Source organism: Paenibacillus glycanilyticus NBRC 16618 (assembly GCF_004000805.1).
Taxonomy (GTDB): domain Bacteria; phylum Bacillota; class Bacilli; order Paenibacillales; family Paenibacillaceae; genus Pristimantibacillus; species Pristimantibacillus glycanilyticus.
On the sequence record NZ_BILY01000014.1, the window covers coordinates 89,825 to 112,202 of the forward strand.

The 22,378-nt window shown below is 53.4% G+C and carries 25 protein-coding genes; 3 read left to right on the plus strand and 22 right to left on the minus strand.

Annotated features, from left to right (window positions below):
- Window positions 1-25: 25 nt before the first annotated feature.
- Both PGL01S_RS13445 and PGL01S_RS13450 read right to left on the minus strand, forming a co-directional pair.
- A complete protein-coding gene (locus PGL01S_RS13445) occupies window positions 26-1,306 on the minus strand; it encodes a D-alanyl-D-alanine carboxypeptidase family protein (protein WP_127495122.1) in 1,281 nt (426 codons plus the stop codon).
- A 17-nt stretch (window positions 1,307-1,323) separates the two neighbouring features.
- Window positions 1,324-2,169 carry an HAD-IIB family hydrolase gene (locus PGL01S_RS13450; RefSeq protein WP_127495123.1) on the minus strand — a complete coding sequence of 282 codons (846 nt, stop codon included), beginning with the start codon at window positions 2,167-2,169 and terminating at the stop codon, window positions 1,324-1,326.
- Between the two features lie 155 nt (window positions 2,170-2,324).
- Here PGL01S_RS13450 and yxiS point away from each other — a divergent pair, with 155 nt between their 5' ends.
- From yxiS to PGL01S_RS13465, 3 genes are all read left to right on the plus strand, one after another.
- The gene (gene yxiS, locus PGL01S_RS13455) at window positions 2,325-2,633 is read left to right on the plus strand and encodes a protein YxiS (RefSeq protein WP_127495124.1); all 309 of its coding nucleotides are present in this window, start codon (window positions 2,325-2,327) and stop codon (window positions 2,631-2,633) included.
- Between the two features lie 42 nt (window positions 2,634-2,675).
- Complete coding sequence (locus PGL01S_RS13460; protein ID WP_127495125.1) at window positions 2,676-3,317, plus strand: cysteine hydrolase family protein; 642 nt, start codon at window positions 2,676-2,678, stop codon at window positions 3,315-3,317.
- 138 nt (window positions 3,318-3,455) lie between these two features.
- Entirely contained in the window at window positions 3,456-4,103 is a 648-nt protein-coding gene (locus tag PGL01S_RS13465; RefSeq protein WP_127495126.1) for a metal-dependent hydrolase, read from the plus strand.
- Between the two features lie 102 nt (window positions 4,104-4,205).
- On the opposite strand, the gene PGL01S_RS13470 is transcribed toward PGL01S_RS13465, so the two are convergent.
- The 20 genes from PGL01S_RS13470 to PGL01S_RS13565 form a co-directional block, all read right to left on the minus strand.
- A complete protein-coding gene (locus tag PGL01S_RS13470) occupies window positions 4,206-4,478 on the minus strand; it encodes a HesB/YadR/YfhF family protein (RefSeq protein ID WP_127495127.1) in 273 nt (90 codons plus the stop codon).
- Window positions 4,475-4,690, minus strand: coding sequence for a DUF3006 domain-containing protein (locus tag PGL01S_RS13475; RefSeq protein ID WP_127495128.1), 216 nt, complete (start codon window positions 4,688-4,690; stop codon window positions 4,475-4,477). The genes PGL01S_RS13470 and PGL01S_RS13475 overlap by 4 nt, the downstream gene beginning before the upstream one ends.
- A 20-nt stretch (window positions 4,691-4,710) precedes the next feature.
- A complete protein-coding gene (locus tag PGL01S_RS13480; protein WP_127495129.1) occupies window positions 4,711-5,433 on the minus strand; it encodes a metallophosphoesterase in 723 nt (240 codons plus the stop codon).
- Window positions 5,434-5,508: 75 nt separating this feature from the next.
- Entirely contained in the window at window positions 5,509-6,015 is a 507-nt protein-coding gene (locus PGL01S_RS13485) for a metallophosphoesterase family protein (RefSeq protein ID WP_127495130.1), read from the minus strand.
- Window positions 6,016-6,055: 40 nt separating this feature from the next.
- Window positions 6,056-6,424 (minus strand): ArsR/SmtB family transcription factor, encoded by a 369-nt coding sequence (locus PGL01S_RS13490; RefSeq protein WP_127495131.1) that lies wholly within the window; start codon window positions 6,422-6,424, stop codon window positions 6,056-6,058.
- An 89-nt stretch (window positions 6,425-6,513) separates the two neighbouring features.
- Entirely contained in the window at window positions 6,514-7,185 is a 672-nt protein-coding gene (locus PGL01S_RS13495; RefSeq protein ID WP_127495132.1) for a ThuA domain-containing protein, read from the minus strand.
- Window positions 7,186-7,204: 19 nt separating this feature from the next.
- On the minus strand, window positions 7,205-7,660 hold the full coding sequence (locus PGL01S_RS13500; RefSeq protein WP_127495133.1) for a VOC family protein: 456 nt from the start codon (window positions 7,658-7,660) through the stop codon (window positions 7,205-7,207).
- Between the two features lie 124 nt (window positions 7,661-7,784).
- Window positions 7,785-8,828 carry an adenosine deaminase gene (add, locus tag PGL01S_RS13505; RefSeq protein WP_127495134.1) on the minus strand — a complete coding sequence of 348 codons (1,044 nt, stop codon included), beginning with the start codon at window positions 8,826-8,828 and terminating at the stop codon, window positions 7,785-7,787.
- 151 nt (window positions 8,829-8,979) lie between these two features.
- A complete protein-coding gene (gene pucG, locus PGL01S_RS13510) occupies window positions 8,980-10,221 on the minus strand; it encodes a pyridoxal-phosphate-dependent aminotransferase family protein (protein ID WP_127495135.1) in 1,242 nt (413 codons plus the stop codon).
- A complete protein-coding gene (allC, locus tag PGL01S_RS13515; RefSeq protein ID WP_127495136.1) occupies window positions 10,218-11,474 on the minus strand; it encodes an allantoate deiminase in 1,257 nt (418 codons plus the stop codon). Before allC ends, pucG begins: the two co-directional genes overlap by 4 nt.
- A gap of 15 nt (window positions 11,475-11,489) precedes the next feature.
- Window positions 11,490-12,890, minus strand: coding sequence for an allantoinase (locus PGL01S_RS13520; RefSeq protein ID WP_127495137.1), 1,401 nt, complete (start codon window positions 12,888-12,890; stop codon window positions 11,490-11,492).
- 18 nt (window positions 12,891-12,908) lie between these two features.
- Window positions 12,909-13,295: a hydroxyisourate hydrolase gene (uraH, locus tag PGL01S_RS13525; RefSeq protein WP_127495138.1), complete on the minus strand. Its 387-nt coding sequence runs from the start codon at window positions 13,293-13,295 to the stop codon at window positions 12,909-12,911.
- Between the two features lie 5 nt (window positions 13,296-13,300).
- Window positions 13,301-14,260, minus strand: a complete 960-nt coding sequence (gene pucL, locus PGL01S_RS13530) for a factor-independent urate hydroxylase (RefSeq protein WP_127495139.1) — start codon at window positions 14,258-14,260, stop codon at window positions 13,301-13,303.
- A 15-nt stretch (window positions 14,261-14,275) separates the two neighbouring features.
- Complete coding sequence (gene uraD / locus PGL01S_RS31250) at window positions 14,276-14,776, minus strand: 2-oxo-4-hydroxy-4-carboxy-5-ureidoimidazoline decarboxylase (protein WP_127495140.1); 501 nt, start codon at window positions 14,774-14,776, stop codon at window positions 14,276-14,278.
- Window positions 14,751-15,284, minus strand: a complete 534-nt coding sequence (locus PGL01S_RS13540) for a (2Fe-2S)-binding protein (RefSeq protein ID WP_127495141.1) — start codon at window positions 15,282-15,284, stop codon at window positions 14,751-14,753. Before PGL01S_RS13540 ends, uraD begins: the two co-directional genes overlap by 26 nt.
- Window positions 15,281-17,590 (minus strand): xanthine dehydrogenase subunit D, encoded by a 2,310-nt coding sequence (gene pucD, locus PGL01S_RS13545; RefSeq protein WP_127495142.1) that lies wholly within the window; start codon window positions 17,588-17,590, stop codon window positions 15,281-15,283. Before pucD ends, PGL01S_RS13540 begins: the two co-directional genes overlap by 4 nt.
- 33 nt (window positions 17,591-17,623) lie before the next feature.
- Window positions 17,624-18,517 (minus strand): FAD binding domain-containing protein, encoded by an 894-nt coding sequence (locus PGL01S_RS13550; protein WP_127495143.1) that lies wholly within the window; start codon window positions 18,515-18,517, stop codon window positions 17,624-17,626.
- Between the two features lie 17 nt (window positions 18,518-18,534).
- Window positions 18,535-19,464 carry an ABC transporter permease gene (locus tag PGL01S_RS13555; protein ID WP_127495144.1) on the minus strand — a complete coding sequence of 310 codons (930 nt, stop codon included), beginning with the start codon at window positions 19,462-19,464 and terminating at the stop codon, window positions 18,535-18,537.
- A 16-nt stretch (window positions 19,465-19,480) separates the two neighbouring features.
- Window positions 19,481-20,602 carry an ABC transporter permease gene (locus tag PGL01S_RS13560; RefSeq protein ID WP_127495145.1) on the minus strand — a complete coding sequence of 374 codons (1,122 nt, stop codon included), beginning with the start codon at window positions 20,600-20,602 and terminating at the stop codon, window positions 19,481-19,483.
- Window positions 20,599-22,146 (minus strand): ABC transporter ATP-binding protein, encoded by a 1,548-nt coding sequence (locus tag PGL01S_RS13565; protein ID WP_127495146.1) that lies wholly within the window; start codon window positions 22,144-22,146, stop codon window positions 20,599-20,601. The genes PGL01S_RS13560 and PGL01S_RS13565 overlap by 4 nt, the downstream gene beginning before the upstream one ends.
- Window positions 22,147-22,378: the final 232 nt, after the last annotated feature.

Sequence of the window (22,378 nt, forward strand, 5' to 3'; positions counted from 1 at the left end):
CTTAAGTCCTGGCTCTTCTGCATGGTTATTTATATAATCTTCTTCTGCGCTGCCTTACATACATGATTCTTCCTGCTAACAGCATGAATAGCAGCATGACGGACCAGGTAATCGCAACCCCCAGATTCCAACCGGAGAATTTAGCGGATTGACCGCTGCCTTTTACCGGATTGGAGTTGGTAACCGAAGCAATCTGAACCTCCGCCTGCTCGGCAAGCGGAATGATCGGAACTAATGCTCCCGCTGTTTCGGCCGGATTATAGACTTCCGAAGACTGAACATAGACTTTGCCATTGGAGTCGACCGCTACGGTAGGAACAACCCCGTCCTTGATCGTTACAAATAACGGCTTGTCGGCTATAAATTCAGCGGGTTTTCCCGTATCCCACGTTACGAATGTCCGCTTCTCGTCGGCAGCCATAACCTGCTTGCTTGTAAAATGGGCAAAACCATAATCGAGAAGCTGCGTCATATCCTTATAAACGCCCGAATCGGTAGCGCCCTTTAGAATAACGCCGATAAGCTCCATATCGCCTCGCTGAGCCGCGGAGACCAAGGTATACCCTGCAGCTTGCGTAAAGCCGTTTTTGACGCCAATGGCGCCTTCGTAGCTCCCCAGCATCTTATTATGATTTTCGAGCTTGGAGACCCACTCTTCTCCGACCCATGGCCTCGATTTGGTTGCTACAACCTGCCGAAACTGCTCGTTTTGCATAGCATATTGCGCGATCCTGGCCATATCTCTGGCCGTCGTATATTGATTCTCGTCTGGCAAGCCGCTTGGGTTCACGAAATTCGTATCCCAAAGCCCAAGCTTACGCACAAATTCATTCATTCGCTCGGCAAATTGCTCTTTTGTTCCGTCGATATGCTCCGCAATGGCCGTTGCCGCGTCATTCCCGGAGTTAATGAGCATCCCTTCGATAAGATCCAGCATGGGCTTCTGCTCGCCTTCCGCCAGATAGATCCGGGTGCCGTCCTCGTTCCGCGCCGTCTTGGAGACGGTTACGATGTCGGATGGATTGGACTGCTCCAGCGCGATGATGCCGGTTACAATTTTGGTTATGCTGGCCGGATACAGCCGCTCCGTTTCATTCTTGGCGAACAACACGGCGCCGGACTTGGCATCGATCAGGATCGCGGCTTCGGAATGCGGCGTTTCCGGCAGCTGCTCTACCGTCTGGTCTGCTGGCTGCCCGGTTTGTTCTGCCGGCGGCTGCAGGGCTTCTTCCGCAAAAACAGGTTCGGCTGCTAGTATAACGAGAAAAATGAACATCATTGCTATCAAGCCAGGAAGTCTTCTCATAATTCCCCTCTTTATTGTCATGTAGTCAAACGAGACCGTTCTACCGCTATATATCGGGCGACCGCATCCTCATTACTGGTGCCGACGATGCAGTCCGCCAATTGTATGATTTGTTCATGCGCATCCGCGACGGCTATTCGGGTTCCGGCTTCACGGAACATGCCTAGATCATTGAGGTTGTCTCCGAATACCGTTACGTCTTTTATTTCCGCTCCAACGAGCTTTGCCCATAACCTCGCCCCTTCGCCTTTATTCGCCAAGGGATGACTCATTTCGAGGAAATAATGATCTTTAATATACGCGTCTTTTATGAACTGAATGTGAACAAGCCCTCCAAACAGCCGCTCGGCGGCCTGCTTCAATGGCAAAAGCTCCTCATAAAGTCCGATAAAGGAGAGGATGAGCGAACGGAAGGAATCATGGATATGAAGAAACTCTAGCTCCGTAAACCGCGGATCTTGGGGTCTGCTCTCATAAAAAGCAAGATCCCCCGCTCGGGTCAGCTTCTCATGCAGCACCTTCTCCTCATCGTCTTCGTTCAGCGCGAATACCAGCGGAGCAAGTCCGTGCTGCCGTCCCGCTTCCAGAATGTCATTCGATAATTGGGGACTAAGCCAATGACCGCCTAATACCCGCTTCCCTTCAGGATCGAAAATGACGGCGCCGTTATACAGTACAACCGGATAACGCCATGGAATGGACGAAGTAACCTTTTTAGAGCTCGCATAACTTCTTGCCGTTGCATAGCTGATAATCGTACCCGCTTCCAGCGCTTCCTTAAGCTGAGCGATCGTGTAATCCGATAAAGACTGATCCGAACGCAGCAGCGTGCCGTCCAGATCCGTTAAATAGCAGGAAGGCATATTTAATTCCTCCATTAGATTCGATTAGTCCGTCCGAAAACCATGAATCGCTATGGCAAAATAGACAATTGTATTCTGACTGCTTTCATATTACAATCCGTCTATTATGAATAATTTTTCGTAAATTATATTACCTTCTTAAAGGAGAAATAGCAATGAATTCAAAAGAAATGGAACAGATTATCATAGAAAGCTATAAACGGGATGAGGATACGATGATTCTTGTGTTCGCCCAGTGGTGCGTCAATCATGGGCTGGATGCCGCAGAACTCTATGCTCGGGCCTATCCTGAACAAATAGGCAATAGCCGTCTGCTTGAAGCGATCCCTTTAACGGCGCCTAAGGAAGAAGCCGGCGATATCGACGACGCTACGGTTCTGCAGGTGCTGTCGCTTTTTGGCAATGAAGAGCTTGCCTTCGTCGTGTCCGAAGAGATTGACCGCCGTCCGCGCAAGCATCGTTAGCAATCGAATACATAGCTGCATCCAAATAAAGGAGGTTGTTATATGGAAAAATATACAAAACCGAACTTTAACCGCTGTGCAGTCATTACCATTGATACGCAAAATGATTTCAGTCTGCCTGGAGCGGTTGCCGAAATTAAGGGAACCTACGCAGTCATTCCAAGGATGAAGCTTATATTGGATGCCGCAAGAGCTTCAGGGATTCCGATTATTCATGTCGTGCGGCTCTACATGGAAAATGGTTCAAACGTCGACCTTTGCCGCAAAGAGCTGATTGAATCCGGCGTTGCCATTGTCCGTCCGGGCACTAAAGGCGCAGAGCTTGTGGAGGAAATCATGCCGGCTGACGCCAAAGCGGCTGATCCACGGGTTTTGCTCGAAGGCAGCCTTCCACTTATAGGGCCTTCCGAATGGATGATGTATAAACCGCGCTGGGGCGCTTTTTACCAAACGGGGCTTGAAGCCTTCCTGCGGGATAAAGATATCGATACGTTAATTTTTATCGGCTGCAACTTTCCCAACTGCCCTCGAACCAGTATTTATCAAGCAAGCGAACGGGACTTCAAGCTTATCCTGGTGGAAGATTCCCTCTCGGGCGTTTATGAACAAGGAATAACCGAAATGAAGAACATTGGCGTCCGGATCTATCAGACCCAACCGCTCCTTAATGAACTGCAGCAATAGATGCTTTATAGGACTTAAAATGGGCTGAGTTAACGTATGAATATTTATGTTAACCAATGTGGCGTTAACCGAACGTATGCGCTATAATAGATAGGCGAACATACGTTTGATTACCGCAAATCAGTCACAGGAGGTCCAATGAAAGGCACGACTCATCTTACTATCGGCGTTGCGATTGGCTCAGCCGCTGCAGCTCATTATCCGTTTACTCTCGTTAACGCAGCGACTTATATTGCCGTCGCCGCATTTTCCGCCTTAAGCGCCGATCTTGACGGGCCCAGTCTATTAAGCTCGAAAGCAAGCAAAATCTCCAAATGGCTGCATGGCCTTCTCCTCGGAAGCGGCTGGCTGCTGACCGCCGTTACGGCGTATTTATACTTCAGCGATCATTACATAAACATCCCGCTTGGCGTTGCTTGCGCCGCTCTTCTGCTTCTCGGTCTCGTCGTACGCAGCGGCACGATCCGGAATGCCTTGGTAAGCACGGTAGGCGCTGCTCTGATCTATGGCGGAATAACGATGAGCATGACCTGGTTAATCGGCTTTGGCGTGTTTGTCGTTTGGGTGCCTTGGCTTAAGCATCGAGGTCTAACTCACACGGTATGGGCGGTTGTTGCATGGGGCGCCATTGCTTGGGGTCTGGAGAAGCAGCTGCAGCTGGAAGGCATTATGCAGATTGCCGTCGCCGGCTACTTATCGCATTTGATTGCCGACACGTTAACGCCAAGCGGAGTGAAATGGCTGTATCCGCTCGTTAAGAAATCCTTCAAGCTGCCTTTCCTATAACGATTAAGGCATGCCGCCACATGAAGAAAATGAAGAAAAGACGCTTCAAAACCATGTGTTTACAAGGTTGAAGCGTCTTTCTTTGTATCTTTATAAGAGGGATTACCGAATAAACACGATATTGTCATTGCGGCAGTCGATGGTAAGATCCTTTCCATCCATATACCACGCATCATTTTCCTCCATGTAGAACGTAATGCCGTCTTCCACCGTCGATACGGCCGGATAACGGGCGGTATCCTTCATGATGCCGAATGCGAAGGCGTCCTCTCCGCCGCCGCTGTACCGGACAAAGATCCGCACGCTGTCATTGTTCTTGAAACCCCATTCTTGTTTGAAAAGTGCCGTTGCGGCAGAAGTAACGCTCATTTTCATCGGTTCTTCACCTCCTCTTCCCGTATTTTCACCCAGACTGTCCCGCTCCAGCTCACTTGATCGCCAACAATCAGGTTTTCCGAGGTCTTGCTTCGGGGGACATGAACGGACTTTCCTTCTACCTCAAGCCGCACCTGATCGTCCGTAATGCCTGCGACTATTCCGATACGTTCCGTTCTGCACGATTTCGGCTGTTGCTCCTGATCCGCCACGGCTTCCCGCTCCCCGCCTGCTACAATTGATGAATGGTGACTTCGCTTCGAATGAGAAAACGGGCATTTGTGCCAGTCTGGCTGATTCCTTTTGAAATATAAATCATGCCGTTCTCCATCCGATGCATCCCTTTATAGATTCCTGCCGCAGGCAATGCGCCTTTTTTCAAATACTTGAACAGGAACGGCAGATGAAACTGCATCCCGTGAAAATGCCCCGCCATCAGGTACGCGAACGAGTCCTTGATATGCAAAACAACATTGGGATCATGCGTCAGTACGATGGATGGTTTGCTCGAATCCGCCTTAGCGAACGCGTGTTCGGGATCGCTTTTCTTGCTGGTCCAATCATCGATGCCGATAAATTGATAGTGCCCTTGATCCAGAACTTCGTTGTGCAGCAGACGAACTCCGGCGCCTTCCAGTATCTTCGTCAATTGCTTCAGGGCATCGGGAGGAAGATGATGATCATGATTCCCGTAAACCGCCAGGATAGGCACGCCTGCCGATGCCAGCTCTTTTATGTAACGCTGCATTTTGTGAAGATACGGGGCAAGCTCCGTGAAATCTCCCGTTATCACAATATACGAGGGCCTCTCCGTCTTTATTAACCGGGTTAGCCGGCTAGCCGGAATACGAATATGCTCGATATGAATATCGCTGATTTGGAGAACTTTTATACCTGCTCCCGTCTTATAATGGACTCTCTCGACCTTCAGCCATTGCGTAGGGAGAATAAACAAACCGTAGATCAGCGCAATTAGGGCTACCAGCCCGATTAGGATATAGACGATTATACCAGCCTCCCCTGCAGCTCTTCACACCTTATTATCATAAAAAATATGCCTGGCCTTCAGTTCGCCCTCCGTAATGCTCATTATGCCGAACGAGTATTGGGGCTGCTTGCGCTTAGCCGTCGCCGAACCGGGATTAAACAGCAGGATTCCGTTCTGTTCCTTTAGAAATGGAACATGGGAGTGGCCAAATACGATCGCATCGACCTGTCCCGCTTCAAAAGACAAGGCCGCATTCTGTTCCGCCTTCTTGCTGGAGTATGGAAGATGGCCGTGCACAAGGCCAATCCGTTTCCCTCCGGCTTTGACGATTTTCTTAAAGCCCAGCTTCTTGACGATCGTTTCCCCGTCATTGTTGCCGGCAACGCCTTTTACCGGCGCAAACCTAGACAACTCCCGGTATACGTCGGAGCTGGTCCAGTCGCCCGCATGGAGAATCAGATCAGCGTTCGCAAGCTCGGAAAGAAGCCTTGGCGGAAGAGCCTTCGCCATACGCGGCATATGGGTATCCGAGACGACGACAATTTTCATAGCAAGCAACACTCCTTTTGCCTTCCGGATTTCGTGTCAATCAGGCATAATGCTGCACATGCTGGAGCGTCTGAATAAAGATTTCCTTCACATGATCATCGTCAAGCGAATAATAGACCGTCTTGCCTGCCTTCCGACGTTTGACAATCCTGACATTGCGCAAATACCGCAGCTGATGGGAGATAGCCGACTGCGCCATGTCGAGCACCTGGCATAAATCATGTACGCAAAGCTCCCGGTCCAGCAGCGCGTAAATCATTTTTACCCGGGTTGGGTCGCCAAGCGCCTTGAACATTTCCGCCAAATCTATGGCGGTTGGCTCTTCCATCCTCGCATTTGCCAGATTATCGCTATGAAGCTCCGTGCCATGGCACGTATCGTCACATTGATCATCGATCAATTTTTCCATTACGAGCACCACCTTATGTACATACCGACATTATAGCAGAAAAAGAAGAAGCTCCTCTATAGAAGGAGCTTAATCGGGAATCTGCGGTTTTATGCCCGTGCGCACCAGCGGATGCAGGCTTCGACCAATTGTTTCATCTCGGTCAGGATAAGAGTGTGAAGATTATGGGCAGGGGTGAGGCAGCATACCCGTCCTTTGCCGTACGGATGCGACCAGCCGCCGATGGATTCTCCATCCTCCGAGTAGGTGCGCATAAATACATTGGTGTTAGCTTCGTCGCAAGAAACGAAATAGTGCTCTTCCATCGATTCAAAGCCAAGCGCCGGGTTTACGGCAAAATGGTTCGTTGAATCCGAGGAATGGCTCGCCACAGGTTCAAAGCGAACCAGCTTCTGCTCGGGATGGTACTTGAAATATCCGCGCGTCATCGAGATATACGCACCGTCCTCCGGGTAGGAGGCAAGCCCGGAATGCCAGGAGAACCAGCCGCCGCCTTCATAGACGTATTGAAGCATCGCCTGCTCCGTCTCGGAATCCAGCCAATGCGCGGGATTCTCGTCGGCCGGATTGATCTTGTCGTCCTTGAAGAGGATCACTGCGTCCGGCTTATCCAGAAGCGCTTTCGCTAGATGGTCGGCCGTCGTATAAGCAAGGCTGACGTTACCGCTCGCGAGCCAGGATGCGAGGCTTTCCTCAAGCCCTTCTTGGATGGCCGACTCCGGGTGATAGTAATCCCCGACTACCGCTAATAGTCTATGCATGATGATGCCCTCCCCGCCGTTATTTATCGTTCTCCAACAGTTCGATTAATACCTTAAGCTGCGGAGCGGAATCGAAATACGCATAACGTCCGCCGGTATATTCGCCCTTCTGCTGCAGCTTCATGCCTTTACTTTCCATGATGGCGATTTTCTCTTTCATGCCTTCCACCACAAACGCGATATGATGCGGTCCTTCCCCATGCTCCTCCAGATGATTCCGCCAGGTGCTTGGGTGCAAGTCCGGTTCAATCAGCTCGAGTTGAAGGGAATCCATATCGAAAAAAGCCAGCTTGGCGCGTGCCTCTGAAGGCTCGCCTTGAAACTCGGTTTGCGCTTTGTCCGGGGTATCGGTCCAGTTCCACCCCGGTTTTTCTACGCCGAAGAAGTTCGCGTACGCTTCACTTACGGCCTCGATATCATGCACGAGAATTCCGATTTGGGTAATCATTTTGGTTCCGATTGCCGATTGACTCATTATAATACCCCTTTCTTTCCGGTCGCTGTAATGGGCAGGAGTTGAGGAAACAGAAAACGTTTTCTCCCTGTATTGGGAGGTTCGCCATTCTCTCTATGATCCCTGCCGATAGGCGCAAAAAAGATTAGAGGGTATAGCCAAGCTTTTGCAAGGCGCTGCGAACGGCCGCTTTAAGCTCTTCCTTTTCCTCGCCTTGAAGGAAGGCTGCTTCAGCGCTATTAACGGTCAGCTGTGCAAGCTCTTCAAGCGTAAAGCCGCAATGCTCCGCGAGCATCTCGAATTCGAGATTCATGGTAGTGCCGGACACTGTCATGTTATCCGTATTCACCGTAACCAGAATCCCCTCGTCCAGGAAGCTGCGGATCGGATAATCCTCCCAGCCCGGTACCGCTTTGGTCTGAATATTGCTGACCGGACACATTTCGAGCGGAGTTCGGGTTGTTCTAACCAATTCGATGACCGACGGATCCTCGGTAATGCGAACGCCATGGCCAATCCGGCTGGCACCTAACCTCGTAATGGATTCTCTCACGTTAGCCGCGCCACCCGCTTCGCCGGCATGAATCGTTATTGGCAGCTCGTAGCGGCTGGCCAGCTCAAACGCTTCTTGATGGAGAGCGGGCGGGAATCCCGCTTCGTCGCCGGCAAGATCGACGGCAACCACGCCTTTTCCGTAATACTCCCGGGCCGCTTCGATAACCTCCAGGTTTCTTTCTACCGAATCATGACGCATGCAGATAACGATAACTCTAGCTTTGACCCCAAACATTTGTTCGCCCTTCTGCAATCCGGCAATCGTATGCAGAATCGCTTCGCCTGCAGACAGGCCTTCAAGCGTATGAAGTAAAGGCGCGAAGCGTACTTCGATATAAAGGCAGCCGGAAGCGGCCGCCTGCTCGACCACCTCTTCCGCGATACGTTCAAGCGATTCGGCCGTCTGCATAAAGGGCAGCACAAAACGGAACTTGCTCAGATATTCAACCAGGCTGGTACAGGTCTCGTCAATTTGCATCCATGGCGTCAGATCGCCTTCCGCCCCTTCCGGAAGCGGCTTTCCTTGTTCCTTCGCGAGCTCGCGGATGGTATCCGGCTTCACGCTGCCGTCCAAATGCACATGCAGATCGATCTTGGGGAGCTCTTTTATTTGTTCTAGTAGTTGTTCATTCATGATGGGATGTACACCTTCCTTCCGTGACGATTATGGATATCGGTAAGCGAAAACGGCATCTCCCTTCCTGCGGCAAGCAAAAAGGTGGACACCGTTTCTCAACATATACACATCGTTCAGCTGTCGAAACTTATGTTGTTCCGTCATTTTACTATGTTTGATCGTAAACATCCAGCGCCGCCTGCAAGCCCGCTCCGGCATGAAGCTTCGCCCCGTGGCGAATCAAAACGGCCTCTAGCGCGCCTAGCAATTGAAGGACATTTTGCTGGCGGCAGCTATAGCCCATCGTGCCAATCCGCCATATCTTCCCCTTCAAGCTGCCAAAGGAGCTGGCGATTTCGATGCCAAAGGCGTTCAGCAGCATGCCGCGTACGGATTCGCCGTCGATACCGCTTGGAATCGCAATGCAGGTCACAACCGGCAGCTTGCAGGACGGATCGCCGTACATAACAAGCCCCATTGCTTCCAAGCCGGCTATAAGAGCGGATTCGTTCAACCGGTGGCGGGCGAAGCGCTCCTCGAGACCCTCCTCCAGCACCAGACGCAGACCTTCGCGGAGCGCGTACAGCATCGAGGTCATCTCGGTATGATGATTAAGCCGGGCCGGGCTCCAGTAATCCTGCAGCTGGGCGAGATCGAAATAGTTGCTTTGAATGACGGGACGGCGTGCAGACGCGTTCTCGAGGTTGGGTTCGTGCGCTGCGCGCAGCCCTCGTTCAATAGACTTGCGGGCGTTAATCTTGGCCGCCGCGATGTCATTGTACGTGATCGGTGCCATTCCGGAAGGCACGGAGAGGCATTTTTGCGTTCCGCCGATAACCGCGTCGATAAACCATTCATCCGTATTCACCGGAACGCCGCCGATCGTTGCAACCGCGTCAACCACAAAGAGAATGCCAAGTTCGCGGCATGCCTTGCCAATCTCGGCAAGCGGCTGCATCCGTCCTGTCGACGTTTCCCCGTGAACCATCAGCACAAGCGCCGGCTTCTCCCGGTGAATGGCGTTGATCACGTCCCCGGGATCAAACACGGTTCCCCATTCCGCCTCGATAATAGCGACTTCGGCGCCAACCCGCTCCGCAATTTCGTACAGAAGATTGCCGAACCGGCCGTAGATTGGAATAAGTACCTTATCTCCCGGCTCGATCAGACTGGTAAGTACCGCTTCTATCCCGGAGCGGGAGGTTCCGTCTACCGGAAACGCCCAATGATTCGTTGTACGGAACAAGGAGCGGAGCATCTCCATCGTATCGTTCATGTAAGACGTAAATTCTGGATCGAATTGACCCAGAATCGGATAAGAGAGCGCCCTGAGCACTCGTGGATCGACTTCCACCGGACCGGGGGTCATAATCGTCCGTTGCGATGGGGCTAATTCGGCGTATCGTTTCATGGCAATACCCCCTCGTAAGCTAACTCGTATAGTAAAGCGGCCAATACGGATACCCCTTCGGCCAGCTCTTCAGGCGACGTAAATTCCTGCGGTGAATGGCTGATGCCGGATTGGCTTGGCACAAACAGCATCGCGGTTGGACACTTACTCGTAAACATCTGAGCATCGTGACCCGCTCCGCTGACCATCCGGCGGTAAGGAAGAGACAAGTCATTGGAGATGCGCTCAAGCTTGTCGATCAGCTCCTTGCTCATCGGCGCAGGCTTTGCTTCCAGCCAGGGAACAATCGAAAGCTCGAGTCCCCGCCATTTGGCAATTTCATTAAACTTGGCGATCGCGCTATCGCAAAATTTTGCAATGACGGCTTCGTCTATATGACGGACATCTACTGTAAAGCTTACTTCACCCGGAACGACATTTGGCGTATTCGGCAAGCATTCAATCCGTCCGACGGTGGCAACAAGCGGTTCTCCGCATACGAGAGCATCGGCTTCAAGCTGAAGAATCATCTCCGCCGCTCCAACGAGCGTATCGTGGCGCATCGACATCGGCGTCGTACCGGCATGATTCGTTTCCCCTCGCACCGTTACGACATACCGACGCTGCCCGACTATCGCTTCAACAATTCCGATTCGTTTGCGCTGACGCTCCAGGACCGGACCTTGCTCGATATGAATTTCGACAAAAGCACCGATATCTTCCCGCTTGCTTGCATCCTGCTCCGGCTTGCCGAAGCCCGCGGTTTCCATCGCTTCCTGAAGGCTGACGCCGCCTGAATCAAACACGATCCCGCCGCTCTGCCAATCGTAGACGCCGGTCATATTGCCCGAGCCCCAATAGGTGAGCGGAAACCGGCTGCCTTCTTCCTCGCAGAAGGAGACGATCTCAAGCGTGTTAACCGGCTGACCGTACGTATCCTTCAGATAGGTTACAGCCGCGATTCCGGCCGCTATGCCATAAGCGCCGTCATAATGGCCACCGGAGCGTACCGTATCGATATGCGAGCCGGTAAGGATAACCGGCGCTTCCTTGCTGCTTCCCTCCAGTCGGCCGAATAGATTGCCCACCCGGTCGAACCTTACCTCCATGCCGAGCGATTTCATCTTCTCCGCCAGGAACAACTGTGCCTGCAGCCATTCCGGCGTATATAACAGCCGTGTAACTCCTCCTTGTTCATCAGCCCCAAAAGAGGCAAGCTCATCAAGAAGGCGGGATACAAAAGAGGCTGCTTCTTGTTCCATCGGAATCCTCATCGTTACAGCCTCCTTTTAAGGGGTTTGTTGAGGCGCGTGTACAGGCTGCAGCAACAGTTGACCTTGCTTCACCGGGTTTACGCCTTGCTCTTCGTTATAGACCGTAATGCCGCGTACTAGCGTTGTTGTCACCTTGCAGGCAAATTTCCGTCCAAGGTAAGGACTGACTTTATGCCTTTGCCACAACTGATCTTCCGTCAGCGTATAGGAGCGGCTTGCGTCCACGAGGACCAGATCCGCATCCGCGCCAACGGCTATTTGACCTTTTTGCGGGTATAGACCAAACCGTTTCGCAGGGCCTGCAGACAAGAGTTCAACCAGTTTGTGCAGCGGGATCCCTCTTTTTATAAAGCCTTCGTCCAGCATGAGTTCGAGGCTGCTTTGCGCGCCGGCAATACCGCCCCAAGCCTCGAAGAAGGAAAGGGATTCGTCGAGCTTGAGCTCCGGCGGGCAAGGAGAATGATCGGAAGCGATAACATCCAGCTTGCCCTCCGCAAGCAGCCGCCACAAGCCTTCCTTCTGCTCTCTGCCGCGTAGAGGAGGCGCGCATTTGGCGGCCGGACCTATATCCGCCATATCCTCATCCGTCAACAGGAGATAATGCGGGCAAGTTTCTACGGTAACCGGAATGCTTCGCTTCTTCGCCCGGTCGATCAGCTCCACCGCTTCCACGCTGCTGATATGGACAAAATGGACTTCGCAGCCCGTCTGCTCGGAGAACAGAATGGCTTTGTTTACCGCCTCCAGCTCGGCGATAACCGGACGGGACGCCACAAAGGCTCGTGCATCTGTCCTTCCTTCCAGAATGGCTTGTTCCGCCAGCGCAGAGGTAATCGCGTCACTCTCCGCATGGAGGGCAACAAAACCTCCCAATGCCGCGATCTTCTTCATTCCTTCATATAGCGTTAAGTCGTCAACCTCGCGGAAACGGCCTTCGCCTTCTCCGCCGGGATTGGACATAAAGGCTTTGAAGCCGCGGACGCCTCCCTCCGCCAGCTTTTCCAACTGATCCAGCTTGCCGGGGACGAGACCTCCCCAGAACGTATAATCGACTGCCGAGTTTCCATTGGCTAGTTCGCCCTTTAAGGCCAGAGCCTCAGGGGTAACCGTCGGCGGGTTGCCGTTCAGCGGCATATCGGCGTAAGTCGTGCAGCCGCCGGCAGCAAGCGCGGAGGAACCGGTTGCGAAGCCCTCCCAATGGCCGAAATTGGGTTCATTGAAATGAACATGGATATCGATCATGCCGGGAAGGACGAATTTGCCCTCGGCATCAACCATTTCATCTGCCGGGGAGTCGGCTAGCGATTCGGAGATAGCCGCGATTTTACCGCCGATAATCCCAATGTCCAATCGATAAGTCCCGCCCGGGAGAACAACCTGCCCGTTTAGGATGATGCGGTCATATACTTGGTTCATCCTGCTGCCTCCTTTTGTTCAGCTTCCGCGGTAAGTGCTGTAGCCGCCGGGAGCGACAAGCAGCGGGATATGATAATGGGAACCGGCATCCGTTACGGAGAATCGGATCGGAATCCGGTCGAATACCGGTTCAGAATCGAGAATATGGCGTCTCTTCTCATCCCGGAAGTAGTCCCCGGCGCAAAAGACGATTTCATAGACGGCGGCCAGCATCTCCTCGCTGCCTAGCAGCGGGGCATCCAGCCGTCCGTCTTCGTTGGTGGCCGCCGTCCGCAGCAAGATGCGTTCCTCGGGCAACGCGGAGCTTACGTCTGACTCGATCAGGTAGAGTTCAACTTTAATGCCTACGGCAGGCTTGCCTTTCGACGTGTCCAGCACATGGGTTGTAATGCGTCCGCCGCTCATAGGCTTCACTCCCCGTCCGTAGTCAGATCTTCTTGCGTCATCGTAAAGCCTTGGAAGCCAAACGGCGGGCGAGGTTCGGTATAGACGCCGGCCGGATCGTTCTCGGTGTTGTCCACGATCGTCTCCCAGGTCCGGTTATTCGATTCGAATCGAACTTCGGCCAGCTGCGGGAAACGGGTTAGAATCCGGCGGCCGACATGGTAGATTAGGAACTGAATGGACGGAGATTTCATTTCATGGAAGACGTTATGGGTGATGTCCCGAATTTGCTCGGCAGGAACGTAACGTCCTAGCCCGGCATCAACGGCATCGTCTGCTTGATCGTATTTCCAGAAGATGTCCAGAAAGATGAACAGCGGACGGTCATAGCTCTCGGGCAGCGTTGTATATTCGTCGCGGACAAAGCCGTAAAACGAGCTTCCGCTTACCTTGATCAGCTGCAGATCGGTAATGGCGCATTCATGCGAATCAATACGGGGAGCTCCGTCTTTCCGGACCAGCTTCATCGAAGCGCTGGCATGATCGTTATGCGAACGGCGGTAGACAAGCGAGCTTGGCTCCAGGCCTGAGCCTGCTTGGGAGGTTACCTCCAGCGTCTGGAACGGGATCCGGTCCGCGCTCAGCTCCACGGCATCGATATGGGGGTAACGGTCCATAAACTTCCGGCTGATAAACGCCAGCAAGCCTTCCGTTGTGCTGCCTTCGTAAGCGGCCGTGTTGCGCAGAATAAAGTTTTTCATCGAGTCGGTAGCCACGACTAGCGAGTTGTCGCCTTCGGTAAACGAAGTGAGGAGCTGTTCGCCGCTAACGGCAAACGTTACGTTATGGGCAAAGATGACATTGCTGTCACCGGTATAGGCGGATTCGGGAACGGCAGATACGGATAACGGATTAGCATAAGTGCGGTAAGTAAGAACATCGCCTTTACCATAATAGAGAGTACGACCGCTGCGGAGTTTAAGCATGAATACCAATCCCTTCTATTCTGTAATAAGATCGTGCAGCCTGAATTTCGTAATGCGGGCGATTTGCCATAAGGCCTCGTCGGCTTCTTCTTCCAGGCTGTTGTTGATTCTTGCTTCCATAGCGGCTAAAATATCGGATTTATCCTTGCCGCGGACGGCCAGGATAAACGGAAAGCCGAACTTGCCGGTATATTTGCGGTTGCTTGCCGTAAATACCTCGAACTCTTCCGGCGTCAGCCTGTCGAGTCCCGCTCCCTGCTGCTCCTTCGTCGAATAATCGCCAATCTTGATTCGGGTAGCCAGATCGGGATGCTCGCGGAACAGCTTAAGCTTGGTCTCTTCCGAAGAATGAACAACCGCCTTCACCATGGCGTCATGCAGCTCATCCACGGATCGGAAGGGGCGGGCGGCAAAGGCGGATTCGGCTACCCAAGGCGAATGCTCGAAGATAGCGCCAAGCGCTTCGACAAAAGATTCCTTCGGCATTTCGTTAATCGCGGATAGATTCAGATTCATAGGCTTCCTTCCTCCACTCTATCGCTTTTTGTACGGCTCTCTTAATACCTCCGTAGCCGGTGCACCGGCATATGTTTCCTGATAACGCTTCTTCGATCTCAAGCGATGTCGGATCCGGATTATGATCAAGCAGCGCTTTGACCGAAATAATCATTCCCGGCGTGCAGTAGCCGCATTGGAATCCGCCTTCCTCGAGAAAAGCTCTCTGGATCGGATCGATGCCGCCGGCTTGCGCCGAGACTCCTTCAATGGTTGTAATAGATTTGCCCGAGCATTGATAGGCCATCGTAAGGCAGGAATTAACAGGAACGCCGTCCACCATAACCATGCAGGCGCCGCATCGGCCGATTTCGCAGGAACGCTTCGCCCCCGTCATCGCCAGGTCATCGCGCAGCACATGAAGCAGCCGCTTGGCCGGCGGTACGTTCAAGCTCGCTTCATGACCGTTAATCGTGCACGGAATCGAGCTTGCCGCAAGCGGGGTAACAGACTTTGCCGAATCTTTCATTCTCCGCTCACCGCCTTGTCTAGGAATGAATCAAAAGATTGCGCGAGCAGCAGCTCCGAATCTATTGGAAGCTTAGTCACCCGAACGCCGACTGCGTCATAGATGGCCGCGGCGATGGCCGGTGCCAGCGTAACGGATCCTACCTCGCCAATGCCGCGGGGACCGTAATTGTCCTCTTCCGGCAGCTCTTCAATCGGCTGAACGTCAATGGTGCCTCGATGTTCCGCTATCGTTGGGACCAGGTACGTATCCAGGTTTTTCGTTAAATATTGTCCGCCGCTCATAACCGCGTCTTCCGTAAGGGCGAAGCCGATGGCCATGCTGCTGCCGCCTTCGATCTGCCCAAGAAAGCCTTGCGGGTTGATCACCGGCCCGGCTGCTACCGCATGGTATTGATGCAGCACCCGGACTCGGCCGGTCAACTGATTTACCTCTACCTTTACGGCAACCGCGGAGTACGTATAGAGGAAATGGGCGCCTACCTTTTGCGTGTCGGAGGTAGGGAAATGAAATTGCGTTGAACTGGTAACCGGTTCCCAGCAAGCTGCCGCGAGTGCCGGATAGGTCATGAGACATTTCGGATTGTCAGGCTCGGGGCTGGCTTCGATCGCGTAAACGCCGCCTTCACCAAACCTCAGCCGGCTTGCGGGAAGCTGCAAGATATCCGCGGCTTTGCCGAGAACGGCGTCTTCGAACAGCGGCCGCAGATTTTGCAGCGACTTCCACATCATGCTTGTGGCGCGGGATGCGGTGGTTGATCCGCTCTCCGGCACGATATCCGTATCGCCGATAACGATTCGGATATCCCCGGAGGCGAAGCCGAACTGCTCAATCAGCATTTGTTCCAGGGAAGCGATCAAGCCTTGCCCGAATTCCTCGTAGCCGAATACCGCTTCGATCTTGCCGTCCGCAGCCAGCGTTAATCGACCGCCGGCCGGATCGGGAATCCCGAAGCCTAATCCCGCTCCATGCATCGTAAATGCCGCTCCGATTCCCGTACGGATCCACGGTTCGTCTTGCGCTGCCTTGGCCGCCGGATTGCTGCGCTCCTGCCAGAGCGGGCTGGAAGTCATCGCGGCAGAGACTTGTTTGGCGCCTTCCGTCAGGGCGATGGGCTGGTCAAACGGGCCGGGATCATCGCTTCTCCGCATATTCCGGAGCCGGAGCTCCCATGGATCCATGCCAAGCTTTTCCGCCAGCCGGTCGAACTGCCCTTCCAAGGCAAATATCGCCTGATTGCCGCCAAAGCCACGGAACTCGCCCGACATTCCGTTGTTCGTGTAGACCGAGAAGCCCTCCACGTCCAAATGCTCGTACCGGTAAGGACCAATGACATGCTCCACCGCGAAGTTAAGCACTTCCGCGCCAAGCGTGGCGTAAGGACCCGTGTCCGCGATAATTCGGACTTGGTGGGCAATCAGCCGGCCGCTGTCGTCTACGCCGGTCTTCATCGTAATTTTCATCGGATGCCGCTTGAGACCGGCCCGAACCGATTCCCATCTGGAGTTATGGAGTTTTACCGGACGTTTGGTTATCCGGGCGAGCAGCGCTCCATAGGGCTGAACGTTAAGCTCGTCTTTTCCGCCGAAGGAACCGCCGATTGGGCTGGATACGATCCGAATCTCGCTTTGCGGAATCGCTAGAATGCGCGCCAGCTGCATGCGGTCCATAAAGCCATGCTGGGTTGGCGAATAAACGGTGAGCCGTCCGTCTTCTCCCGGGATAAACAAGCCGCCTTCCGTCTCCATGTACGTATGCATCTGGCGCGGCGTATAATAGGTTTCTTCTACGACATGGGCGCAGCTGTCAAAGCCTGCAGCAATGTCGCCTCGCTGGAATCCGTTCCGGTGAAGCAGATTGCCTTGCGGGTGAAGCTGCGGAGCCTCGTCGGTAAGCGCGTATTCCGCATCCTCCACAATCGGCAGCGGTTCGTAATCGACCTCGATTAACCGAAGAGCATGTTCGGCAATCTCAAGGGTATCCGCCGCTACGGCCGCAACCGCGTCTCCGACATACCGCACTCGGTCCTCGCATAGAACAGGCTGATCGGGATGAGCGATTCCGAACCGGTTAAGACCCGGTACGTCTTTATGGGTAATGACGGCATGCACGCCATCCAATGCCGCAGCATGCTCGGTTCGAATAGCCGTAATCCGCGCATGCGCATGAGGACTTCTCAGTACACGGCCAATCAACATATCCGGCGCTGTCATATCGGTCAGATAAGCCAGCTTGCCGGTTACTTTATCGGGTCCGTCGGGACGAACACGCCAGCGAGCCCCGCTTCCTTTTTTGTTCAAGAGCATAGTTGACCACCCGTCCTCTCTTTAACAGCTGCATTACTTTGCCGCTTTCCACAATTCCGAAGCAATCAGATTCGCCGCTGCTTTCTTCCGGTAACTGACCGGGACAAAAGCATCTCCTTTCGGCTCGTAATGCTCGAGAATCATGGAATAAACCTCCGTAATGGTCTTCTTATCGGCCGGCTTCCCGGTCAAAAATTGTTCCACCGTCTCCAGACGATGCGGGATGGTCTGCCCGCCGCCAAGCGCGAGCCGCACATCGCCCAGCCGGTTGTCCGAATCGAGCTGTATGCTGAATGCGGCGGTTACGACGGAAGGGGTAAAAGCATCTCTTCTGCCGACTTTATGGTAAGCGACGAATCGCTTCGTATTCGAATTCAAGGTTGGCGGTGTCAGCGCAACCGAGAGAAGCAGACGTTCTTTCCAGACCGGATGCACCGCCGCGGTAGACAGCCATTCGGATAAAGACTCCTCAAGCCCGCTTGAGCCATCGTGCCAATGCAGCACCGGATCATAAACGAGCAAGGCCGGTATCGAGTCGCCCACAATCGACAGTACATTGCCGCCGATCGTTGCCAGATTGCGGATAGACGGTGCGGCGATGCTGCGCGCTGCTTCCGTCAGAAGCGGGAAACTCGCATTTACAAGCGGGCTGGTTCGTATTTCCGATAGTGTCGTCATGGCTCCGAAGCAGACTGTTCCGATCTCGCTGTCCGTCCGAGGTCCATGCAGTTCTTGAATTGCCCCGATGTCGATCAGATGGTTCGGCATGGCCGCCAGCCCCGATTCCCATTGCGTGCGCAGCAGCGTGCCTCCTGCGGTGAACACGCCCTCAGCTCCAAGCGTTGCCTTAAGCTGCCAAGCTTCCTCGGCGGTTGCCGGATGCCAGACGAAAGGTGCTTCCGCCACTCCTTGTGCATTTGCAGCCATAACGCCATCCCCTTCCGTTAAAATCTTTGTTCGCGAATATACGGTGTACCCAGCGACTCCGGCGAGCCCGAAGGCTTATTGCGGTTGCGCCAGCCAAGGAACATCAGAACCAGAATCGTTACAATGTAAGGAATCATCTTCAGGAAATAGGATGGAATCTCGCTTCCGATCAGTTGAATGCGGAAGCCGATGGTGTCCAGCGCGCCGAAGAAGTAAGCGCAGAACAGAGCGCGGACCGGATTCCATCTTGCGAAAATAATGAGAGCCACGGCGATCCAGCCTCTGCCTGCCGTCATGCCTTCAATCCAGGTTGGCGAATACACCATCAGCAGATCCGCGCCGGCAAGACCGATCAGCATGGAGCCAATGATGATATAACCGTAACGGAATGTTTGTACCCGGATCCCCATTACGTCGGCCGTTGGCGGATTATCGCCAATCGCTCTTAGATGTAGGCCCCATGAGGTACGGTGAATGTATAAGTGCAAGACGATAACGAGAATAAAGCTGAGCCAGGTTAAAATATCGAGATGAGCGAATATTCCGCCAATTACGGGTACATCTTTAAGCCAATTCAGGTTTACCTTCGGAACCGCGCCCGCTACCGGCTGTCCGGTAATGCTTTTGCCAAGATAAGCGCTAAGCCCGGTTCCGAATAACGTTAAAGCCAGGCCGCTGACAATCTGATTGGCCCGAAGCGTCACGCACATAAAGGCATGGACGATGCCCAGCACCGCGCTTATCGCGCAGGCGGCCAGCAGGGTTAAGGCCAGGCTGCCGGTATGCAGGTATGTCATACAGGCTATGACGGCCCCCATCAGCATTAGACCTTCCGCGCCGAGCTGGATAATGCCTGACCGTTCGATCAGGATGCCTCCAAGCGTGGCGAATAAGAGAGGCGTGCCGGAAGAGATGGCTGCTACAATGATTTGAACGAATATATCCATGGTCTACACATCCCTTCTACGCGTTTCTCCGGATACGGAATTTGCTGGCCATGCTGCCTGCAATGAGGAAGAACAGGATCGCCCCTTGGATCATGGACGAGATGGAGGACGGAAGGCCAATCGTTTGAACGCTGAAGCCGCCCACGATAAGTCCGCCGAACAGGAACGATGAAACGACAAGACCGAGAGGATTCAGCTTCGCAAGCCAAGCCACGATAATCGCCGTATACCCGTAGCCCGGTGATATTCCGTACATGAGACGGTGAGTGACGCCCGATACTTCCGCCATTCCGGCGAGCCCGGCCATTCCGCCGCTAATCAGCATTACGAGCAGAATATGACGGCTGATCTTGATGCCGGCGTTTTTCGCCGCTTCCGGGTTCGCGCCAATCAAGCGAAGCTCGTAACCCCAGCGGGTATATTTCATCAGGAAGGCGTACAGAAGAACAGCAACAATGGCAAACACGAGACCCAGATGCAGCCTTGTATCCCCAAGCACCGGAAGCGACTGCGCATCCGTGAATACCGGAGTACCCGGGAAATTAAAGCCTTTCGGATCCTTCCAGGGACCAAAGACGAAGTAATTCAAGGCCAGTAAGGCCACATAGTTAAGCATGAGAGACGTAATCAGCTCGTTTACCTGGAAATACGTCCTTGGAATTGCAGTCAACAATCCCCAAATCCCGCCGCCTAGTATACTGAACACGACCATCGCGGGAATCACGAGGTATACGGGCATATTCGAAAAATAGACCGTTACCGCCGTCGCCGCCATCGCTCCGGCGAGAAACTGCCCCTCCGCCCCGATATTCCAGACCGAGATGCGGTAAGCAATCGCAACCCCGATACCGCATAGGAGAAGCGGGATGGACTTCACAAGCGTTTCCGTTATGCCGAATGAGGTTCCGAACGCCCCGGTAATCATTTTCGAATAAACCGTAATCGGATTCATGCCGTTAGCTGCGATAAAGATACCGCAGAAGACTAGAGCAAGCAGGATAGAGACGATGGTCATCCACCACGGGCTTTCTTTTCTGGACGGATCCAGCTCGATTCGAAGAGACAGCAGCTTGCTGCGGCGTGTTGGTGTATCCGGTTGTTCAATAGCTAAAGCGCTTTGTACAGGCTGCTTGCTCATACGACCTTCTCCTCCTCCGTGTCATCCGTTTCCCGAACGCCGGCCATGTATAAGCCGATCTGTTCGCGGGTCGCTTCCCCTCGCGCCAATTCCCCGACCATTCGGCCGTTATAGATTACTAATATGCGGTCGGAGAGCTGCATAACCTCATCGAGATCTTCCGAAATAAGAAGGATGCTTTTGCCTTGTCCGCGCATCTCCGTAAGTAACCGGTGTACGCCTTCCGTTGCTCCGACATCCAGCCCTTGCGTAGGGTGAACGGCCACCATAAAGAGCGGATCCTGCTCAACTTCCCTGGCAAAAAGCAGCTTCTGCTGATTGCCGCCGGATAGCTGTCTTACAGGCGCATCCAGTCCCGGAGTTTTGACATCGAACTGCTCTACCAGCGACTGCGACCAGCTTCGGTTCGCCCGCGAGCGAAGGAAGCCGAAGCGGGAGCGATCGCTTGTGCGGTAGGATTTGAACAGCAGGTTGTCGACAATGCCCAGGCTGCCGGCAAGACCGCTCTTCATTCGGTTCTCCGGCACATGGGCGATACGGGCTTCGATCGCTCCGCGAACCGAAGCGTTCTTCAGCGGGCTGCCGTTAAAGGTAATGCTGCCTTTGCGCCATGCCCGAAGTCCCGTTAACACCTCCGCCAGCTCCTTCTGGCCGTTGCCCGCTACGCCCGCAACCCCAACGATCTCGCCTTCATGCACCTGGAATTCCATCTGGTTCAAAGCCTTTCTTCCATGATCGGCATATACATCAAGCTGATCAACGATCAGGAGCGGCTTGCCTTTCGGACGGCTGGCAAGCGGCTTTTGAACGGTCAGCTCCTTGCCAACCATTAACCTCGCAAGCTCGCGTTCGTTCGTCTCGGTTTTCATCATCGTATGAGTGAGTTTGCCTTTCCTCATAATCGATATGCTGTCGGAGATCGCCATAACTTCCTTTAATTTATGAGTCGTAATCATGACGGTCTTGCCTTCCGCCTTCATCTGCGCAAGCGTGACGAACAGCTGCTCCGCTTCGCCTGGCGTAAGAACCGACGTTGGTTCGTCCAGAATAATAAGATCGGCGCCGCGATACAGCGTCTTGACGATCTCCACCCGCTGCTGCTCGCCTACGGACAGCTGCCAGATCGGGCGGTCCACCGGGAAGGTTAGCCCGAATTTGACCGCTATCGCCTCAATCTCCTCCTGCTTCTTCTTCATCCAGCCCGGGCCGCGCCAGAAGGAGGATTTCTCGCCTAAAATAATGTTCTCGGCAGCCGTTAAGGTCTGAACGAGACGAAAGTTTTGAAACACCATCCCGATGCCAAGCTTCATGGCATCCTTGGGCGAGCGGATTTTTACTTTTTCGCCTTGGATATAGATCTCGCCGCTAGTTGGACGATAGACGCCGGACAGCATGCACATCATCGTGCTTTTGCCGGCTCCGTTTTCTCCTAGCAAGGCGTGAATCTCTCCTGCCTTCGCCTTGAAATCGACCTGATCATTCGCGACAACGGAGCCGAACTGCTTGACGATACGCTGCATTTCTACGGAGTAGGTTTCGAGCATTCCGCTTCCTCCTTAAAAGAATTGTCACACAAGTGGGCCTTTTTTCCGGCCTCTTGTGATGATTCTTGCTTCGTAAGCATTCGCTTAAAAGAATTGTCACACAAGTGCGCTACTTTCTAGCCACTTGTGATGATTCTTGCTTCGTAAGCATTCGCTTAAAGAATTGTCACACAAGTGCGCTGCTTTCTAGCCTCTTGTGATAATTTAGGATGAGATGGAGGCCAATAAATCA

Excerpts from the sequence above, each read along its gene's own strand:
- PGL01S_RS13560 (WP_127495145.1), bottom strand. The coding sequence starts at position 20,602 with ATGAGCAAGCAGCCTGTACAAAGCGCTTTAGCTATTGAACAACCGGAT.
- yxiS (WP_127495124.1), top strand. The coding sequence starts at position 2,325 with ATGAATTCAAAAGAAATGGAACAGATTATCATAGAAAGCTATAAACGG.
- PGL01S_RS13450 (WP_127495123.1), bottom strand. The coding sequence starts at position 2,169 with ATGCCTTCCTGCTATTTAACGGATCTGGACGGCACGCTGCTGCGTTCG.
- pucL (WP_127495139.1), bottom strand. The coding sequence starts at position 14,260 with ATGCTTAAACTCCGCAGCGGTCGTACTCTCTATTATGGTAAAGGCGAT.
- PGL01S_RS13540 (WP_127495141.1), bottom strand. The coding sequence starts at position 15,284 with ATGAAAGATTCGGCAAAGTCTGTTACCCCGCTTGCGGCAAGCTCGATT.
- PGL01S_RS13500 (WP_127495133.1), bottom strand. The coding sequence starts at position 7,660 with ATGAGTCAATCGGCAATCGGAACCAAAATGATTACCCAAATCGGAATT.
- PGL01S_RS13470 (WP_127495127.1), bottom strand. The coding sequence starts at position 4,478 with ATGAAAATGAGCGTTACTTCTGCCGCAACGGCACTTTTCAAACAAGAA.
- PGL01S_RS13555 (WP_127495144.1), bottom strand. The coding sequence starts at position 19,464 with ATGGATATATTCGTTCAAATCATTGTAGCAGCCATCTCTTCCGGCACG.
- PGL01S_RS13520 (WP_127495137.1), bottom strand. The coding sequence starts at position 12,890 with ATGAACCAAGTATATGACCGCATCATCCTAAACGGGCAGGTTGTTCTC.
- PGL01S_RS13485 (WP_127495130.1), bottom strand. The coding sequence starts at position 6,015 with ATGAAAATTGTCGTCGTCTCGGATACCCATATGCCGCGTATGGCGAAG.
- pucG (WP_127495135.1), bottom strand. The coding sequence starts at position 10,221 with ATGAAACGATACGCCGAATTAGCCCCATCGCAACGGACGATTATGACC.
- PGL01S_RS13445 (WP_127495122.1), bottom strand. The coding sequence starts at position 1,306 with ATGAGAAGACTTCCTGGCTTGATAGCAATGATGTTCATTTTTCTCGTT.
- uraH (WP_127495138.1), bottom strand. The coding sequence starts at position 13,295 with ATGAGCGGCGGACGCATTACAACCCATGTGCTGGACACGTCGAAAGGC.
- pucD (WP_127495142.1), bottom strand. The coding sequence starts at position 17,590 with ATGCTCTTGAACAAAAAAGGAAGCGGGGCTCGCTGGCGTGTTCGTCCC.
- PGL01S_RS13565 (WP_127495146.1), bottom strand. The coding sequence starts at position 22,146 with ATGCTCGAAACCTACTCCGTAGAAATGCAGCGTATCGTCAAGCAGTTC.
- uraD (WP_127495140.1), bottom strand. The coding sequence starts at position 14,776 with ATGAATCTGAATCTATCCGCGATTAACGAAATGCCGAAGGAATCTTTT.
- PGL01S_RS13490 (WP_127495131.1), bottom strand. The coding sequence starts at position 6,424 with ATGGAAAAATTGATCGATGATCAATGTGACGATACGTGCCATGGCACG.
- PGL01S_RS13550 (WP_127495143.1), bottom strand. The coding sequence starts at position 18,517 with ATGGCTGCAAATGCACAAGGAGTGGCGGAAGCACCTTTCGTCTGGCAT.
- PGL01S_RS13460 (WP_127495125.1), top strand. The coding sequence starts at position 2,676 with ATGGAAAAATATACAAAACCGAACTTTAACCGCTGTGCAGTCATTACC.
- add (WP_127495134.1), bottom strand. The coding sequence starts at position 8,828 with ATGAATGAACAACTACTAGAACAAATAAAAGAGCTCCCCAAGATCGAT.
- PGL01S_RS13465 (WP_127495126.1), top strand. The coding sequence starts at position 3,456 with ATGAAAGGCACGACTCATCTTACTATCGGCGTTGCGATTGGCTCAGCC.
- allC (WP_127495136.1), bottom strand. The coding sequence starts at position 11,474 with ATGAGGATTCCGATGGAACAAGAAGCAGCCTCTTTTGTATCCCGCCTT.
- PGL01S_RS13495 (WP_127495132.1), bottom strand. The coding sequence starts at position 7,185 with ATGCATAGACTATTAGCGGTAGTCGGGGATTACTATCACCCGGAGTCG.